We start from the raw sequence: 17,235 nt of genomic DNA on the forward strand, positions 1-17,235 counted from the left end.
CGACGCGATGCCGCGCGACGAGTCAGGCAGGTTGCGGATCGGTTGCCTGCCGGCCGTCGAGCCACGCCTCGATGGCCGCTGCGTCACGGTGCGGATGAGTCGACCGTGCCGGCGTTGCGAGCAGCACCTGCCGCGCGCGCTCGAGTGCTTGCGCGAAACCGCGCAGCTCGCGCGTCGCCGGCCGATCGTCGAGACGCCGGCGCGCGAGCGCCGCTTCGATGCGTGCGTCGATCAATGCAAGCTGCGCGTCGATGAAGTTCAGGCAGAGTGCGCGGCAATGGGAGGAAAGCGACGCGACGATCAGCAGCACGGGCGCGATCGGCAGCGTCAGATACGCACCCGGCGCGAGCCGCGACCATGCTTCGCGCATCGGCTGCCCGCCGTCGATCAGCGACGCGAACGCCGCATCGCGCCACACCGCGCGCTCGAACGCGAGCGCATCGCGGCACGCATCGAGCGCGGCGCGGTCCATGACCTCCGTCGCGCGCACGAGCGCGATCGACGGCACCGCGTGCGCGGCAGCGTGTCGCGCTTGCGTCTCGTCGACGATGCAGCGGCTGCCGAACCACACCGCGTCGTCGCGCCGCGCGGCCAGCACGCGCGCCTGCAGGCGGTCGGGCAGCAGCGGATCGAGCGGCACCGCGCCGCAGATCGACGGTTTGTCCGCGTGCACGCTGCACCGTCCGTCGTCCGCGAGCGCCGGACAGCGGCCGAGCGACGGATAGTCGTAGCCCTGCAGCGTCAGCGCGGCCCAGTCGCCGCTCGCGCCGCCGAACCGGTGAAACAGCCGGTCGGCGAGCGCATCGCATGCCGCGACGTCGTCCGCATCGAGCGCGTGCTCGCGTTCGCCCGCGCGCCAGCGCTCGCCGATCTGCCGCTTCGGCACGCGATGGATCGTCAGCGCACCGACGAATCGCTCGCGATGCCGGAACAGTTCGCGCAGCGCTAGCGTCGGCGCGCTGTTGCAGCAGCGCCCGCATGCGTTGCAGGCCAGCGCGTAGGTGTCTACCACGGCCGTCGCACCGAGTCCTGGTAGCGCGTCAGAATGAAGCGCGCCACGTCGTCGGAGTGGTACGCGGCGACAAGCTGCGCGACCCACGGCTTCGTGCGATCGGCATCGCGCACGGTCAGCACGCCCGCATACGGCGAACGCGCGTCCTCGATGCCGATGCTGTCGCGTGCCGGCTGCAGGCCCGCGCGCGCCGCATCGTCGTTGTCGATCGCCGCGAACGCGACCGTATCGAGCGCCGCATAGAGCCGATCGCCGCGCAACGCGACGATCTTCAGCCCGAGCCGGTTGCCGGTCACGTCGCGCAGCGTCGCATGAAGCCCGGCCCGTTCGCGCAGCGTGATCAGCGTGTCGTTCTGCAGCAGCACGAGCGCACGCGCCATCCCGCGCGCGTCGGCCGGAATCGCGATCGTCGCGCCGGGCTGCAGCGCGTTGAGATTCGTCAGCTTGCGCGAATAGAGCGCCATCGGCAGCGTCACGGTCGGCGCGACAGGGGTCAGCGCATAGCGGTGCGCGGCGCGCGTTGCCGCGAGTTGCTGCGCATCCTCGAAACTGGCCGCATCGATTCGTCCGCCGGCCAGCGCCGCATCGATGCGCGATGCGTCGTCGAACACGACGACGTCGACGTTCAATCCGCGCGACGCGGCTACGCGCCGGACTTCGTCCATGATCTGCGCATGCACGCCGCGCGTGACGCCGACGCGCAGCGCCGGCCACTCGGCCGCGCACGCGCCGTGCATGCCGGCGAAGCCGGCCGCCGCGAGCGCGACGGCCGTCACGAAACGCGCGAAGCGGATCATGCCGGATCTCTCAGGATCGTGCGGAATCCGATGTGCGATGCGGCGAGATCGGCTTCCTGCCGTTCTCGCGACGACGCGCGATAGCGCACGCAGTAGTCGCGCGAGCACAGGAACGAGCCGCCCTTGATCACCATCGGCGTGTCGTGACGGCGCGCGGCCGGTGCGACGGCCGCCGTGTCGCCGTTCGTATGCGACTGGTGCGGGCCGGTGTACGCGTCCTTCGTCCACTGCCAGGCGTTGCCGATCATGTCGTAGAGCCGGAAGCCGTTCGCCGCGTAGCAGCCGACCGGCGCGAGCCCCGCGTGCCCGTCCTCGGCGGTGTCGAGCACGGGGAACGGGCCCTGCCAGTAATTGGCGGCCGGCTTGCCGCGCGCATCGCGCGGCGCCGCGTCGAGCGACGCATCGTCGCGGCCGGCCTTGCCCGCGTATTCCCATTCGGCTTCGGTCGGCAGGTCGCGGCCGAGCCAGCGCGCATACGCGAGCGCATCGCGCTGCGTGACGAGCGTGACGGGCAGGTTGCCGCGTCCTTCGACGTCGCTGCCGGGGCCGCGCGGATGGCGCCACGACGCGCCCTTCACCCACGACCACCAGGCGAGGTCGCGCGCGTTCAGTTCGTCGCGCGTCGGCACGTGAAAGACCGCCGCGCCGCCCTGCTGCTCGGCCTCGGTCACGTAGCCGGTCGCCTGCACGAACGCGGCGAACTGCGCGACCGTCACGTCGGTCTGGTCGATCCAGAAACCGCCGACGCGCGTGCGGCCGTCGCCGGCCGGACGTTCGTCCTGATAGCCGCGCGTGCTGCCGAACACGAACGTGCCGCCGCGCAGGTGCACCATTCCCGCCTTCGGATCGTCGCGCCAGTTCGCCGGCAGCCCCGAATAGCGCGCGCACTGCTGCTCGGAGCCGAGCGCCGCGAGCGGTCGGTCGCGATTCGCGTCGTCGAACGCGCTGTCCGGCGCCGCCGGCCCGTGCGTATAGCCGGCCGCGAACGCCGCGCCGAACAGTGCGGCGGCGAGCGCCGCGCCGATCGTCCAGAACCGCATCGCCGAATCCTCAGTAGTAGCCGCGCGGACGCAGCGGCTCGACGCCGCCGACGTTGCTCATGTACGCCTTCCACTGGTCGATCAGCGTGCTGACTACCGACGGATTCTGCGCGGACACGTCGGTCGTCTCGCCGCGGTCCGTCGTGAGGTCGTACAGCTGCCAGTGACCGTCGAGCGGCCCGAGCGGCGGCTCCGTCCACAGCGCCTTCCAGCGGCCGTCGGCGCTGCGCAGATACGCGCGGCCGTAGGCTTCGTCGCCGAACGGCGCGGTGTGCACTTCGCCGTTCGCCGCGCCGGTCAGGACCGGCAGCAGCGACTGACCGGTGACCGGATAGACGTAGCGGTTGCCGTATACGACCTTGCCCTTGTTCTGATCGACGCCCGTCAGCGTGTTGATCAGCGGCGGCGCCGGCTGCGACGGCGGCGCCACGCCCGCCACGGCGAGGAACGTCGCCGTGTTGTCGGTCACGTGCGTGAACGCGCGCAGCGTCGGCAGCTGCTGCGTCTGGCCCGGCAGATGAACGATCGTCGGCGTCGAAACGCCGCCTTCGGCCGAATAGCCCTTCGTGAGCCGGAACGGCGTCGCGCTCACCTCGGCCCAGCGCAGCCCGTACTGCAGCCGCTGCGCGTTCTGCTTGCCGTTGTCGGTACCGAGCGCCGAATACGTCGGTTCCTGCGCGTTCGCGGTATCGGTCGCGGTCGGGTCCGCGCCCGAATCGATCGGCCAGCCTTCGGCGCCGTTGTCGGACTGGAACATGATGAACGTGTTCTCGTATTCGCCGATGTCCTTCAGGTGCTGGATCAGCAGGCCGATGTTGTAGTCGAGGTTCTCGACCATCCCCGCGTAGATCTCCATGTAGCGCGCCTGCGCCTTGCGTTCGGCCGGGCTCAGGCTCGACCACAGCTTGTCGACCTTGCCCGCGCCGTAGTCGCGGTAGCCGTCGGCCGCCGCATGCACGGCGCTGACGTATTTCGCGTTGACGGTGCCGTCGTTCGCCGTCGCGGGCGACGCGACCGTCGTCTCGGGCAATCCGTCGAACGGCTTGAAGTCGGCCGGAATCAGGCCGAGCGCCTTCTGCCGCGCGATCCGCGCGTTGCGGATCGCGTCGTAGCCGGCGTCGTAGACGCCCGCGTACTTGTGCAGCCACGGATCGGGCACCTGCAGCGGCCAGTGCGGCGACGTGTACGCCGCATATGCGAAGAACGGCTTGCCGTCGCTGTGATTCGAATCGATGTACTGGATCAGCTTCTGCGTATAAAAATTCGTCGAATAGAACACCGCCGGATTGCCGCCCGCGCCGCCCGGCTGCCCGGGCTGGCCCGGCTGCACGTAGCGGCCGTCCTCCGTGTAGTTCGACGAGCCGGCCGGCTCGTGCGCGAAGTGATTCGTCGCCGCACCGCCAAGCAGCACGTAGCTGCGCTCGAAGCCCCATTGATCGGGCGTCTGCCCGCTGCCCGTCGCGCTGCCGACGATGCCCGAGCCGATGTGCCACTTGCCCGCGATATACGTGTGATAGCCGGCATCCTTCAGCAGCTGCGCGAACGACAGCGCGCGATCGTTCAGATAGCCCTCGTAGCCCGGCAGCCCGCGCCGCTCGTCGGTCGGCACGCCCATCGTCCCTTCGCCGACCAGATGATGATCGGTGCCCGAAATCAGCATCGCGCGCGTGATCGCACACACGGTGCCGGTATGGTGGTTCGACAGGATGCGGCCCGACGCGACGAGCGCGTCGAGGTTCGGCGTGTTGATCTCGCCGCCGAACGCGTGGATGTCGGAATAGCCGAGATCGTCGGCCATGATGTAGAGGATGTTCGGGCGCTTCGCCGATGGCGTCGCGTCGGCCTGCGGAGGCGGGTTGCCGTCGACGCCGCCGCACGACGCGAGCGACAGCGCACCGGCAGCGATCGCGCATACGACGCGAAGACGGAACGGGACCGAACGTGACGCGGACATGCTCATGCTTTATCACCTGAGGGACGGAGCGGCGATGGTAGCGTCCGGCACGCGGGGTCCAAAGTCGAAATCGTCACAAGCTAACAGGCAGGCGGAATATCGGGATAACGGATCGCTGACGCGGCGGGCGGATTTTCGGTGGGCGGTGTTAATTCGTATTTGTCTTATTTGATCGCCTCAATAATTCGTCATTGAACGAAGGTGTATTTGCCATATTCGCGATGTTGTTTCGAATTTGTCATAAAAACTCGGCGCGTTTCGCGTATCGACACGCTCGCCAAAATACTCGCATAAATACAACACTCTGGACCGCCGCCAATCTCTATATCACGCACAAATTCCATCCGATTCATCGACATACGAAATTATCTCGATTTAATCAACAAAAGCAGATGCCGTTCAAACTCCCTTTACGCATATAGAATCCGGTCGATTTCACCGCCTCAATCGATCCGGACATGCGCAACCCGATTTATGCAGTGCGAACGCTATGCACTGTCGCCCTGCTGTTGCGCTGCGTTATCTCCATCGCGCAGGACACGCGTTCCTATGCGCCGCCTACCGACACCGCCCATCGCCAGGCCGAACAGATCGATCATCTGCGCGAGCAGCTCGCGCCGCCGACCGACGCGCTGTCCGCACGGCCGCCGCGCGCGACCGACCGCTTGTCGCTGCCGGCCGAAGCCGATTGTTTTGCGATCCATACGATCGAATGGCGGCACGCCGAAGCGTTTCCATGGCTGCCGCGCGAAGCGGCCGTCGGGCGCGCGTGCGTCGGGCCGCAAGGCTTGCGCGCGCTGCGCGACTGGGCCACGCGCCGGCTGATCGCACGCGGCTATATCACCTCCGTCGCCGTCATTCCTGAACAGGATCTGTCCGGCGGCCGGCTCGTCGTCGAGATCGTCCCCGGCCGCGTCGGCACGATTCGCGACGCGGGCGGCCGCATCGGCTGGCCCGCGCCGCTGTTCCCGCGGCATGCGCACGGGTTGCTGAACGTGCGCGATCTCGACCAGGCGCTCGAAAACGTGCGGCGTCTGCCGGGCCAGGCCGCGACCGCGTTCGATCTCATACCGGGCGCGGCGCTCGGCGACACCGACATCGTCGTCCGTCATCCGGCGGAGGCGCGCCGCGTGCGCGTACTCGCGACCGCCGACAACGCCGGTCTCGATGCAACGGGACGCAACCAGCTCGGCGCGATCGTCGCGGTCGATTCGCCGCTCCATCTCTACGATCAGCTCGTCGTCACGTACAACACCGATGCCGCGCGCGGCAACAAGACGCTCGGCTCGCAAGCCAGAAGCGCCGCGTGGAACGTGCCGATCGGCTATGCGTCGGTGTCGGTCGGCATCAGCGAATGGACGTCGCGGCAGACACTGCCCGCCACTGCCGGCGGCGAAGCCGCGCTGTCGCTCGCACAGCGCACGCGGCGCTACGAGGCCGCGCTGCGCGTCGTGCCGTACCGGACGAGCCACGGCAAGACGACGCTGCGCTTCACGCTGTCGCGCCGCGACGACCGGAGCCGGCTCGGTTCGACCGAACTCGACGTGTATCGGCGCGACATCGTCGGCTACGACCTCGGCATCGCGCATCGCGAGAAGCTCGCCGACAGCGCGCTCGACGCCGGCTTCGGCATGCGCGGCAGCATCCCCGCGCTCAGCGCGCATCCGGGGCGCGTCAACGATCGGCCCGCGTGGGACGGCCGCTATCGCCTCTTCACCGCGACGCTCGCGGCTGACGCGCGCTTTCGTATCGGCGCGCGTCGCTTCGGCTATCGCGGCACGTTGCGCGTGCAGCACGCACCGGGCGCCGCACCGTCCACCGAGTTTCTCCAGATCGGCGGCCGCTACACGGTGCGCGGCTTCGACGGCAATCAGACGCTCGCGGGCGCGAACGGCTGGATCTGGCGCAACGAACTCGCCACCGGCGCGTTCGGCGCGAACGAAATCTATGCGGCGCTCGACGCCGGCCGCGTGTCGGGCGCCGGAGCGGCCGAAGGCGCAGGCCGCGGCGGACGCACGCTCGTCGGCACGTCGGTCGGCGTACGCGGCGGCTATCGGCTCGTCGGCTACGACGTCGCGCTCGGCGCGCCGCTGCACAAGCCCGCGCTGCTGAACACGGCGGCGGTCGCGCTCGACGTATCGCTGACCGCCCGTTTCTGATGCGCGTGCGCGTCCGCACGCGCCGTTCGTCATGGAGGATCACGCCATGTAAATCGTTCGCCCGTCACGGCCGCGCCGCATCGCGGTCCGTTCCGGCCCGGCCTGCGCCGCGCCATCCGTTTCGAACCTTCACTATCGGGAAGACCATGCAACACACTCGTCAACCACATCTCCCTTCCGCGCAGCCGAGCGTGCGTCGCGCGCTCGTCGCCGCACTCGCGTGCGCAATGCCGCTGTACGCCGCGCATGCGCAGAACGCGCCGCTCGTCGTCGATCCGTCGGCCGCCCATCGCCCGACGCTCGCGAATGGCGCGAACGGCACGCCGATCGTCAATATCGCGGCGCCCGACGGCGCGGGCCTCTCGCACAACCGCTTCACCGAGTACAACGTGAATGCCGCGGGCCTCGTGCTGAACAACAGCGCGCACGCGGTCGACACGCAGCTCGCGGGCCGCATCGACGGCAACGCGCTGCTCGGCGGCAAGCCCGCGTCGGTGATCCTCAACCAGGTGACGGGCGGCAACGCGTCGATGCTGGCCGGCGCGACGGAAGTCGCCGGGCAGGCCGCGCGCGTGATCGTCGCGAATCCGAACGGCATCGGCGTGAACGGCGGCAGCTTCATCAACGCGAATCACGTGTCGCTCGTCGCCGGTGCCGTCGAATTCGACGAGCAGGGTGCGATCCGACAGTTCCGCACCGAGCACGGCCGCATCGCGATCGACGGCGCGGGGCTCGATGCGCGCGACGTCGACCAGCTCGATCTCGTGTCGCGCACGCTGCAGGTCAATGCCGCGCTGCACGCGCGCCGCGTGACGGCCGTCGCGCAGCGCGGTACCGCGAACGTCGAACGGCCGGGCAGTCATCAGTTGTCGAGTCAAGGCGACGGCGCGATGCCCGACGTCGCGATCGACGTGTCGAAGCTCGGCAGCATGCACGCGTCGGCGATCACGATGCACGGGTCGTCGGCCGGTGTCGGCGTGAATCTTGCGGGCAAGGTCGATGCGGTCACCGGCGGCATCGCGATTTCGTCGGGCGGGATCGTGAAGGTGCAGGACGGCGGCAGCCTGACGGCCGACCGTCTGTCGATCAACGGCAACCTCGACAACGCGGGCAGCGTACGGGCGGGCCGCGCGCTGAGCGCCATGGGCACGTTGCACAACCGCGCGGGCGGCCGGATCGAAAGCGGCGGCACGCTGTCGTCGATGGGCAGCGTGCGCAATGCAGGCACGCTGCATGCAGACGCCACGATGTCGCTGATGGGTGCGCTCACGAACGAGCGCGGCGCGCGCATCAGCAGCTACGGACGGATCAGTCAAATGGGACACGTGAACAATGCGGGAGAACTCGTTCAGTTCGCGCCGCGGCCTACGGTGACGCCGGTGGAGGATAAGCCGGCGTCGACGGCGCCGGCGGGTGTTGCGGGGAACGGCGAGGGTGCGTCGGAAGGGGCGACGGCGGTTGTGGAGAAGCCTGTCGCGCCGACCGCGCCGGTCGTCGTGGAAAACAAGCCGGCTCTGCCTGAACTTTCGACGCCGATCACGGAGAAGCCCGTCGCACCGACCGCACCGATCATCGTGGAAAACAAGCCGGTTGTGCCTGAAGTCTGGACGCCTGTCACGGAAAAGCCCGTCGCACCGACCGCGCCGGTCGTCGCTGAGAACAAACCGACTCGGCCGAACGTTCCGACGCCGATCACCGAGAAGCCTGTCCCACCGACAGTACCGGTTATCGCAGAAAGCAAGCCGACTCAGCCCGACGTTCCTAAGCCGGCTACGGAAAAGCCCGTCGCACCGACCGCACCCGTCGTCGCGGAAAACAAACCGCCTCGGCCCGCCCGGCCGACCGCACCGATCGCCGCCAAACCGTTCCCGCCGACGATCGCGGCCTTTGCGCCGATCTTCATTTCGCCGATCACGATTCCGTCGATCACGATTGCGCCGATTCGTCCGATCGGCTTCCCGACGTTTGCGTTTTCGCCGATCGCGCCGCCCGCGCTGCCGACATTCGGCATGATCCCGCGACCGACGATGTTCGCGCCGATGCCGGCGTTCTCGCTCACGCTGGCATCGCGCGTCTGATCACGCGCATGCGATAGTCGGCCCACCGCCGACCACGATTCGCGGCGAACGCACCGCGCGCGACGCATGCGCCTTATCGCACACGCGTCGCGCGCGCTTCATCGCAGCGCCGCCGCACGCGGCACGGAAGCACGCCGAGCTATCCCGCCCGCCGCGCGGCCATCGGCATCGCCCGCCGACGCGACGCGATCCGCAGCCCGAGCACGCCGCCGACGAGCAGCGCGACCGCGACGAGCAGCAGGGCGAGATCGTACGAATGCGTGACGTCCTTGATCCGCCCCATCACCGGCGGCAACGCGAGCCCCGCGATATTCGCGACGGCATTGATCAGCGCAATGGACGCCGCAGCAGTCAGCCCCGACACGTACTCGGTCGTCACGGCCCAGAACACCGGCGTCGCGGCCCAGTTGAAGCCGACCGCGAGCACGAGCAGCGCATACGCGACCGGCAGCACATGCACATAGATCGCGCCGATGAGCAGCGCGCCCGCGAGCAGCATCGGCACGCCGAGATGCAGCGCGCGCTCGCCGCCGAGATCCGAATGCCGGCCGTTCACATACATCGCGACGCACGCGAACAGGAACGGCAACGCGGACAAGCTGCCCACCGCGAAACTCGACTGCCCCGACAGGCTCTTCACGAGCAGCGGCAAAAACAGCGTGAGGCCGATCGTGCCGAACGCCTGCAGCAGCCAGAACGTCGCGAGCGCCCACACGTTGCGATCGCCGAACGCGCGACGCAGCGCGGCGCCATGCGATAGATGCTCGCGCGGCGCGGTATCGCGCAGCGTCGCTTCGAGCCACGCGCGCTCGCCGGCCGGCAGCCAGCGCGCATCGGCCGGCGTATCGGGCAGGCGGCGCAGCACGACGATGCCGAGCAGCAGTGCGGGCAGGCCTTCGAGCAGGAACAGCCAGCGCCAGCCTTCGACGCCGAACACGCCGTTCAGGTTCAGCAGCGCGCCGGACAGCGGCAGCCCGATCACCGACGCGAGCGTCGCGCCGATATAGAAGAACGACATCGCGCGTGCGCGATCGCTCGCCGGATACCACGCGGACAGGTAGTAGATGATGCCCGGCGTAAAGCCGGCCTCGGCCGCACCGAGCAGCAGACGCATCGCATACAGCTGTCCGGGCGTATGCACGGCGCTCATCCCCGCCGCGATCACGCCCCACGTGATCATGATGCGCGCGATCCAGCGGCGGGCGCCGACCCGCGCGAGGAACAGGTTGCTCGGCACCTCGAACAGAATGTACGTGACATAGAACAGCCCTGCGCCGAGCCCGTACATTTCCGCGCTCAGGCCGAGATCGGCGTTCATCTGCAGCGCGGCGACCGAGATGTTCGAGCGGTCGATGTACGCGACGAGATAGAGCAGCATCAGGAACGGAATCAGCCGCAGGTTCAGGCGGCGCATCGTCGCGGCGTGCAACGGCGGGGCGGCAGCGGTCATCGGCATGTCTCCTGCATCGAGTCGATTGCCGCGCGCACGCGTTGCACGGCGCGCGGCATCGTTGCGCCGCGTGAGCGCGACGATTCTGTCTGTCCGATACACCGTAGCAGTCGCGCGAAAACAGCGTCAATTATCGGGAAGCCGTCTCGATATGTGAGATATCGACCCGCCGCCGTGCAGGCCGGCCTATGTGCACGCACACCGCATGCATAGCGCTCAGTAACGCATCACGAGATACAGGCCGGCGGCCGCCAGCGCCATGCCGGGGCAGGCAAGCGCACCGATCGTCTCGCCGAGCACCGCGAGCGCGATCAACGAGGTGGCCGGCGGAATCAGGAAGAACAGCGCCGACACGCGCGACGCTTCGCCATGCCGAACCATCGCGAGCAGCAGCGAGATCGCGATCAGCGAATTGCAGATCACGAGATACGCGAGCGAGCCGGCGAGCCCGGCGCTCCAGTGCACATGCATCGGTTCGAGCGCGAACGCGAGCGGCGCGCTCACCGCGAGGCCGACCGCATATTGCACGAGATTTGCGCCGACCGGATGGACGTCGGTGCCGAAGCGCTTTTCCCACAACGTGCCGCCCGTGATGCACGCGAGCGCCAGCAGCGCGAACGCGAGCGCCCACGGCGATGCGATCGCGACCGAACCGCGCGCGAGGATCACGAGCACCGCGCCGGCCGCGCCGAGCGCGAGTCCGACCCAGCGCAGCGCGCCGACGCGCTCGCCGGCGAGCGCCGGCGCGAGCAGGCCGACGAGGATCGGCTGCTGCGACGTGACGAGCGCGACCGCACCGGCCGACATGCCGAGCTTCAGGCTCAGATACGTAAACGAAAAATAGCCGGCCTGCAGCAACAGGCCGACGACGATCAGATTCAGCCATGCGCGGCGCGTACGCGGCATCGCGGGCCGCAGCCACAGAAACGGCCCGGCGAGCAGCGCGACCACGCACGCATAGCGCAGCGCGAGAAACGTCAGCGGATCGGCATCGCGCAAGCCGAGCTTCAGGAACACGAAGCCGCTCGACCACAGCAGCAGGAACAGCGCGGGCGCCGCCCGCAGCCAGCCGGGCTTGCCACCGCGATCCGACACGCCGATCACGCTCATGGGTTGTCCGAAACGCTCACGATGCGGCCATCATACGCGCCGGCGCAACCGCACGTCAGGCGGCGGAACGCGCACGTCGCGCACGCGAACGCGGCGGTGTCGGCGCCGGCGGCGCAACGCCGTCCGACGCCAGCATGCGCGGAATCTCGTCGACGAGCGCATCGATCGCTACACGCACCTTCGACGGTACGTGCCGCGCCTTCGGCCGCACCGCCGACACGTCGGCGCCCGACACGCTGTTGCTGTCCATCACGAGCGCGAGACGGCCGTCGCGCAGGTACGGCGCCATCAGCCAGCACGGCAGCCATGCGAGGCCCGCGCCGGCCGCCGCGGCCTCCGCGATCGCCTGCAGGTCGTCGAAGCGCAGGCGGCCGGCCACGCGATGCTCGCGCACCTCGCCGTCCGCGCCGATGATCCGCCACGGCACGGGCTGGCCGCCGCGCGCATAGGCGATGCCGACGTGCGACGCGAGTGCGTCCGGCCCCGACGGCCAGCCGTGCCGGTCGAGATACGCGGGCGACGCGCAGATGCCCATCCGCTGCACGCCGAGCCGCCGGCCGACCAGCGCCGTCGTGTCCGCGAGCACACCGATGCGCACCGCGATGTCGAAACCGTCGTCGATCAGGTCGGCGACGCGATCGCTGAACGACATGTCGACCTCGAGCCGCGGATGACGCTCGACGAGCCGCCGCATGACGGGCGCCACGCATTGCCTGCCGAACAGCACCGGCACGCTGATGCGCAGCCGCCCGGCCGGCTCGCGGCGGCCCGCGTCGAGCGCGGCTTCGGTATCGCCGAGTTCGGCCAGCAGCCGCCGGCATTGCTCGTAGTACAGATGTCCTTCGTCGGTCAGGTTGAGCTGCCGCGTCGTGCGCTGCAACAGCCGCACGCCGAGCCGGCGTTCGAGCCGCGCGACGACCTTCGCCACCGCCGAGCGCGTGACGCCGATGCGCAACGCCGCCGCGGCGAAGCTACCCGATTCCACGACCTCGACGAATTCGGCGACACCCCTTAACCGCTCGTCCATGCGATGTCACTCCGTTGCATGCGCATTTGTTTCCGCATTGGCGACAGTCAGTGTCCCGATTCTCGTCAATGCGTCCCGTCAAGCAACACTATGATAGTCCGCACACTCACGAACAAGGAGTCGACATGCAAGCATGGCAACAAACACCGGGCGACGGCCTCGCCGGACTTCGCCGCATCGATGCGACGCACCGGCCGGTCGGACCGACCGACGTCGTCGTGAAGATCCATTCGGTATCGCTGAACTATCGCGATCTGATGTTCGCGCGCGGCGACTACGTCGGCATCGGCGACGCACCGTTGATTCCGGTCGCGGACGGCGCCGGCGAAGTGGTCGAGATCGGCCGCGACGTCACGCGCTTCAAGCCCGGCGATCGCGTGATCAACACGTATTTCCCGCGCTGGATCGACGGCCCCCCCACGCCGTCGAAAGTCGCCGGTTCGCCCGGCGCGCAGTTCGACGGCGTGCTCGCCGAGCGCCTCGTCACGGACGAAGCCGCACTGGTCGCGATCCCTGCGCATCTCGATTACGACGAGGCATCGACGCTTTCATGCGCGGGCATCACCGCATGGAATGCGCTGTTCGCCGACGGCGGCCTGACGCCCGGTTCGACCGTCGTGCTGCTCGGCACCGGCGGCGTATCGATCGTCGCGCTGCAGCTCGCGCACGCGGCGGGGCTGCGCACGATCATCACGTCCTCGAGCGACGCGAAGCTCGAGCGCGCCCGCGCGCTCGGCGCCGACGAGACGATCAACTATCGCGCGACGCCCGACTGGCAGCACGAAGTGCTGCGGCTCACGGACGGCGCGGGCGCCGATCTGGTCGTCGAAGTCGGCGGCAAGGACACCTTGCCGCGCTCGGTCGCGGCGACCAGGCTGGGCGGCGTCGTGTCGGTGATCGGCGGCGTCAGCGGCTTCGGCGGCCCCGACCTCGGACTGCTGTCGCTGATCGGCGGCATCCGCCGGCTGCACGGCATCATGGTGGGCAGCCGCTCGATGCTCGACGAAGTCGTGCAGTTGTTCGACAGAAAGCAGCTCCGCCCGATCGTCGATCGCGTGTTCGGCTTCGACGAGGCGCCGGCCGCCTATGCGCACCTGCAGTCGGGGCAGCACTTCGGCAAGGTCGTGATCCGCGTCGCGCAATAAAGCAACAAACGGAACGGGGCGGACGACTCGCGCCGCCCGCCCCGTGCTCGACTGCCGCGTGTGCTCGTCAGAACTTGTGTCGAATCCCCGCGTGCACCATGACCTGCTTCGACGTCGACGACAAATCGGCCGCGCCCGGGATATAGGCCTGATCGAGCGACGAGCCGGTCGCGTCGCCGGCCACGCGCTGGTACGCGCCCATCACGTAGACGTCCGTGCGTTTCGACAGGTTGTAGTCCGCCATCAAGCCGACCGAATGGATCTTCGGCTTTGCACTGCCCGTCGTCGCGTCGTAGCGCACCGTCGTGTACACGTACTGCGCGCCGACGAAGAACGCGGGCGTGAACTGGTATTTGCCGTTGACTTCGAAGTTCTGATACTTGATCGACGTGACGGTTCCGCCCGCGAGCGGCCCCGTCACCGGCTGGATCGTCTCGTCGCCGAACAGGTAGCCGACGTTCGCGCCCGGCCGCGTGACGTTGCTGTTCGTGTAGGCGAACCCGACCGTCGCCGGCCCGGCCGTGTAGTTGATGCCCGCGCCGAAGATCCGCAGCCGCGTGGACGCGAAGTTCGCATCGGCGCCGACCGAACCGGAACCCGCAATCGCACCGCCCGACGTCGCGCCGGGGTCGTTCGCGTTCAGGAACGCCGCGCCGATCAGCAGCCCGCCCTGCTCGTACTGCGCGCCAACGCTCCACTGCCGGTTCCGCGCAAAGCCCGTCTCGTTGCTGAAGCTGTACGTGCCGCCGAACGAGAAGCCCGCGAACTCGGGGCTCGCGTATTTCACGGTGTTGTTCACGCGGAACGTGTTGCCGGTGTTGTCGTTGTCGAGCGGATGCGAGAACGGATACACGCCCCAGCTCCCGTTCGCGGTCGTCGGCGCGAGATAGTCGACGAGCGAATCGTACTGGCGGCCGAGCGTCACGGTGCCGAAGCGCGTGCTGGCGAGCCCGACGTATGCCTGCCGGCCGAACATCCGGCCGCCCTGCGCGAGCGTGCCGCTGTTCACGTTGAAGCCGTTCTCGATCTGGAACAGCGCGCGGTAGCCCCCGCCGAGCTCTTCGCTACCCTTCAGCCCCCACCGGCTGCCCTGCGCGAAGCCGCTCGCCATCTGCCATGCGGCATGACCGCCGACGTTGTTCGTATAGTCGATCCCCGCATCGACGAGGCCGTACAGCGTCACGCTGCTCTGCGCGAACGTGAAGGCGGGTGCGGCGCACAGCGCCGGAATCGCGACGAAAGCCGATCTCCAGTTCATCTTTTTTCCTTATGGGTGTGGTTATGCCGCACGCGATGCGAGCGCGCGATGCGAGGCGTCGCGTCGTCTGCGGCGTTGCGGTGCGCCGCGCGTCGTGGCCGCGCGGCGCCCGTTCGTTTACTTCGCGCCGTAGATGTCGAAGTCGAAGTACTTGCGGTTGATCCGCTGATACGTGCCGTTCGCGAGAATCGTCGCGAGCGCGCGGTTGAACGCTTCGCGCAGTTCGGCGTCCTGCTTGCGCAGCCCGAGGCCGTCGCCCTGGCCGAAGTACTTCGCGTCGTCGATCGGTGCGCCGACGAACGCGAAGTCCTTGCCCTGCGGCTTTTTCAGGAAGCCGTCGCTGGCCGCGATCGACGCCTGGAACGCGGCGTCGAGCCGCCCGGTCACGAGGTCGGCGTACACCTGATCCTGGTTCTGGTACGACACGATTTGCGCGCCGGCGGGCTGCCAGTTCGCGATCGCGTAGTCGGCCTGCGCCGAGCCCTGTTCGACGCCGACGCGCTTGCCCTTCAGCGCTGCGGCCGTCGGCAGCAGCGGCGAGCCCTTGCGCGCAATCAGCCGCGCAGGCGCGTTCGAGATGCGGTTCGTGAACGCGATCTGCTGCATCCGCTTCGGCGTGATCGTCATCGACGAGGCGATCACGTCGAACTTGCGTGCGAGCAGCCCCGGAATCATCCCGTCGAAGCTCGACTCGACCCAGACGCATCGTGCATGCAGCTCGGCGCACAGCGCATTCGTGATGTCGACGCCGAAGCCGGTCAACGTGCCGTCCGGCAGCTTGTACTCGAGCGGCGGATAGGTCGGATCGACCGCGAGCCGAATTTCCTTGCCCGTCCAGTCGCCTGCATGCGCGGCGCCCGCCGCCAGCGCCGCCACGAGCGCCATCGTCCACTTCTTCATTGCCAGTCTCCTTGTATGAACCGAAATCGTGCGGCCGCATCGGTGGCCCGGCTGCCGCGCGTGCGCGACATCACGCCAGATAGCGCTCGGCGAGGGCGATCCAGTAGCTCGCGCCGATCGCGAGGCTTGCGTCGTTGAAGTCGTAACCGGAGTTGTGCAGCGCGCAGCCGGCCGCGCCCTCGCCGTTGCCGATCGACAGGTAGCTGCCGCGGCACGCATTCAGCATGAACGCGAAGTCCTCGCTCGCCGCGATCGGTCGCAGATGCGGAATCAAGGCGCCGTCGCCGCCCCATTCGCGCGCGACTTCGCGCGCGAACGCCGTCTCCTCCGCGTGATTGACGAGCACCGGATAGCCGTGCCGGTAATCGATCTCGGCCGTCGCGCCGTAGCTCGCGGCCTGCCCGTGCACGATCTCGTGGATACGCCGCTCCAGCAGCGCGCGCACGTCCGGCGACAGCGCACGCACGCTCAACGCCAGCTCCGCGTGCGACGGAATCACGTTCGATGCGGTGCCTGCATGGATCGAGCCGGCCGTGACGATCGCCAGCTCCTGCGGATTCACGTTGCGCGATACGACCGTCTGCAGCGCCATCACGATCGACGCGCAGACGACGACCGGATCGACCGTCGTATGCGGCGCCGCGCCGTGGCCGCCGCGGCCGGTCACGCGTACGCGCACTTCGTCGGCGGACGCCATCGCGGCGCCGTCGCAGAAGCCGAGCACGCCGGTCGGCAGGCCCGGCACGTTATGCATCGCGAAGATCGCATCGCACGGAAACTGCTCGAACAGCCCGTCGTCGATCATTCGCTTCGCGCCGCCGAGCCCTTCCTCGGCCGGTTGAAAGATCAGGTTCAGCGTGCCGGTGAAACGCGCGCGCTGCGCAAGACAGCGCGCGGCGGCCAGCAGCATCGCCGTATGGCCGTCGTGACCGCACGCGTGCATCACGCCGTCGTGCCGGCTCGCATGCGGCAGCCCGGTCGTCTCGACGATCGGCAGCGCGTCCATGTCCGCGCGCAGGCCGAGCCGCTTCCCGTCGCCGCGCGCGAGCGTGCCGACGACGCCCGTGCCGCCGAGCCCGCGCGTCACGCGATAACCCCACGTTGTCAGGCACGTCGCGACGAGGTCGCTCGTCGCATGCTCTTCGAAGCCGAGCTCCGGATGTGCGTGCAGCCGGCGGCGCAGCGCGATCATCTCCGCCTCGATCGCCGCCATTTCCGGTGGAATGCGTGCTGGATTCACCCTGGATACTCCTCGATGCCGTGTCGTTGCCGATCGCCGGGATGACGGATCGTGGCGCGATCGTA

The 17,235-nt window shown here is 68.7% G+C and carries 13 protein-coding genes; 3 read left to right on the forward strand and 10 right to left on the reverse strand.

Going from position 1 to position 17,235, the window contains the following annotated elements; all coding sequences use genetic code 11:
• Nucleotides 1–22: 22 nt before the first annotated feature.
• Genes HMPREF3115_RS06005 through HMPREF3115_RS06020 form a run of 4 tightly spaced genes read right to left on the reverse strand, consistent with a single transcriptional unit; the run spans nt 23 to nt 4,809 of the window.
• On the reverse strand, nt 23–1,012 hold the full coding sequence (locus HMPREF3115_RS06005; protein WP_070553708.1) for a YkgJ family cysteine cluster protein: 990 nt from the start codon (nt 1,010–1,012) through the stop codon (nt 23–25).
• Complete coding sequence (locus tag HMPREF3115_RS06010) at nt 1,006–1,809, reverse strand: MetQ/NlpA family lipoprotein (RefSeq protein ID WP_070553710.1); 804 nt, start codon at nt 1,807–1,809, stop codon at nt 1,006–1,008. Before HMPREF3115_RS06010 ends, HMPREF3115_RS06005 begins: the two co-directional genes overlap by 7 nt.
• Nucleotides 1,806–2,849 carry a formylglycine-generating enzyme family protein gene (locus HMPREF3115_RS06015; protein ID WP_006404405.1) on the reverse strand — a complete coding sequence of 348 codons (1,044 nt, stop codon included), beginning with the start codon at nt 2,847–2,849 and terminating at the stop codon, nt 1,806–1,808. The genes HMPREF3115_RS06010 and HMPREF3115_RS06015 overlap by 4 nt, the downstream gene beginning before the upstream one ends.
• 10 nt (nt 2,850–2,859) lie before the next feature.
• A complete protein-coding gene (locus tag HMPREF3115_RS06020; protein WP_070553712.1) occupies nt 2,860–4,809 on the reverse strand; it encodes an arylsulfatase in 1,950 nt (649 codons plus the stop codon).
• Between the two features lie 452 nt (nt 4,810–5,261).
• Here HMPREF3115_RS06020 and HMPREF3115_RS06025 point away from each other — a divergent pair, with 452 nt between their 5' ends.
• Nucleotides 5,262–6,962, forward strand: a complete 1,701-nt coding sequence (locus HMPREF3115_RS06025; RefSeq protein ID WP_070553713.1) for a ShlB/FhaC/HecB family hemolysin secretion/activation protein — start codon at nt 5,262–5,264, stop codon at nt 6,960–6,962.
• Between the two features lie 146 nt (nt 6,963–7,108).
• On the forward strand, nt 7,109–9,040 hold the full coding sequence (locus HMPREF3115_RS06030) for a filamentous hemagglutinin N-terminal domain-containing protein (protein ID WP_070553715.1): 1,932 nt from the start codon (nt 7,109–7,111) through the stop codon (nt 9,038–9,040).
• Nucleotides 9,041–9,179: 139 nt separating this feature from the next.
• Here the strand turns inward: HMPREF3115_RS06030 and HMPREF3115_RS06035 are convergent, their stop codons facing one another.
• The 3 genes from HMPREF3115_RS06035 to HMPREF3115_RS06045 form a co-directional block, all read right to left on the reverse strand.
• Nucleotides 9,180–10,490, reverse strand: a complete 1,311-nt coding sequence (locus tag HMPREF3115_RS06035) for an MFS transporter (protein WP_070553737.1) — start codon at nt 10,488–10,490, stop codon at nt 9,180–9,182.
• A gap of 216 nt (nt 10,491–10,706) precedes the next feature.
• Nucleotides 10,707–11,600 carry a DMT family transporter gene (locus HMPREF3115_RS06040; RefSeq protein ID WP_070553717.1) on the reverse strand — a complete coding sequence of 298 codons (894 nt, stop codon included), beginning with the start codon at nt 11,598–11,600 and terminating at the stop codon, nt 10,707–10,709.
• Nucleotides 11,601–11,655: 55 nt separating this feature from the next.
• The gene (locus HMPREF3115_RS06045; RefSeq protein WP_006411050.1) at nt 11,656–12,627 is read right to left on the reverse strand and encodes a LysR family transcriptional regulator; all 972 of its coding nucleotides are present in this window, start codon (nt 12,625–12,627) and stop codon (nt 11,656–11,658) included.
• Between the two features lie 125 nt (nt 12,628–12,752).
• Between HMPREF3115_RS06045 and HMPREF3115_RS06050 the strand changes: the two genes are divergently transcribed.
• Complete coding sequence (locus HMPREF3115_RS06050) at nt 12,753–13,772, forward strand: zinc-dependent alcohol dehydrogenase family protein (protein WP_070553719.1); 1,020 nt, start codon at nt 12,753–12,755, stop codon at nt 13,770–13,772.
• Between the two features lie 67 nt (nt 13,773–13,839).
• On the opposite strand, the gene HMPREF3115_RS06055 is transcribed toward HMPREF3115_RS06050, so the two are convergent.
• From HMPREF3115_RS06055 to HMPREF3115_RS06065, 3 genes are all read right to left on the reverse strand, one after another.
• Nucleotides 13,840–15,030: a porin gene (locus HMPREF3115_RS06055; protein ID WP_070553721.1), complete on the reverse strand. Its 1,191-nt coding sequence runs from the start codon at nt 15,028–15,030 to the stop codon at nt 13,840–13,842.
• 117 nt (nt 15,031–15,147) lie between these two features.
• A complete protein-coding gene (locus HMPREF3115_RS06060) occupies nt 15,148–15,930 on the reverse strand; it encodes an ABC transporter substrate-binding protein (protein WP_053297973.1) in 783 nt (260 codons plus the stop codon).
• Nucleotides 15,931–16,000: 70 nt separating this feature from the next.
• On the reverse strand, nt 16,001–17,170 hold the full coding sequence (locus tag HMPREF3115_RS06065; RefSeq protein ID WP_006411065.1) for a M20 aminoacylase family protein: 1,170 nt from the start codon (nt 17,168–17,170) through the stop codon (nt 16,001–16,003).
• Nucleotides 17,171–17,235 lie beyond the last annotated feature (65 nt).

This window comes from Burkholderia sp. HMSC10F09 (genome assembly GCF_001806955.1).
GTDB lineage: Bacteria > Pseudomonadota > Gammaproteobacteria > Burkholderiales > Burkholderiaceae > Burkholderia > Burkholderia multivorans.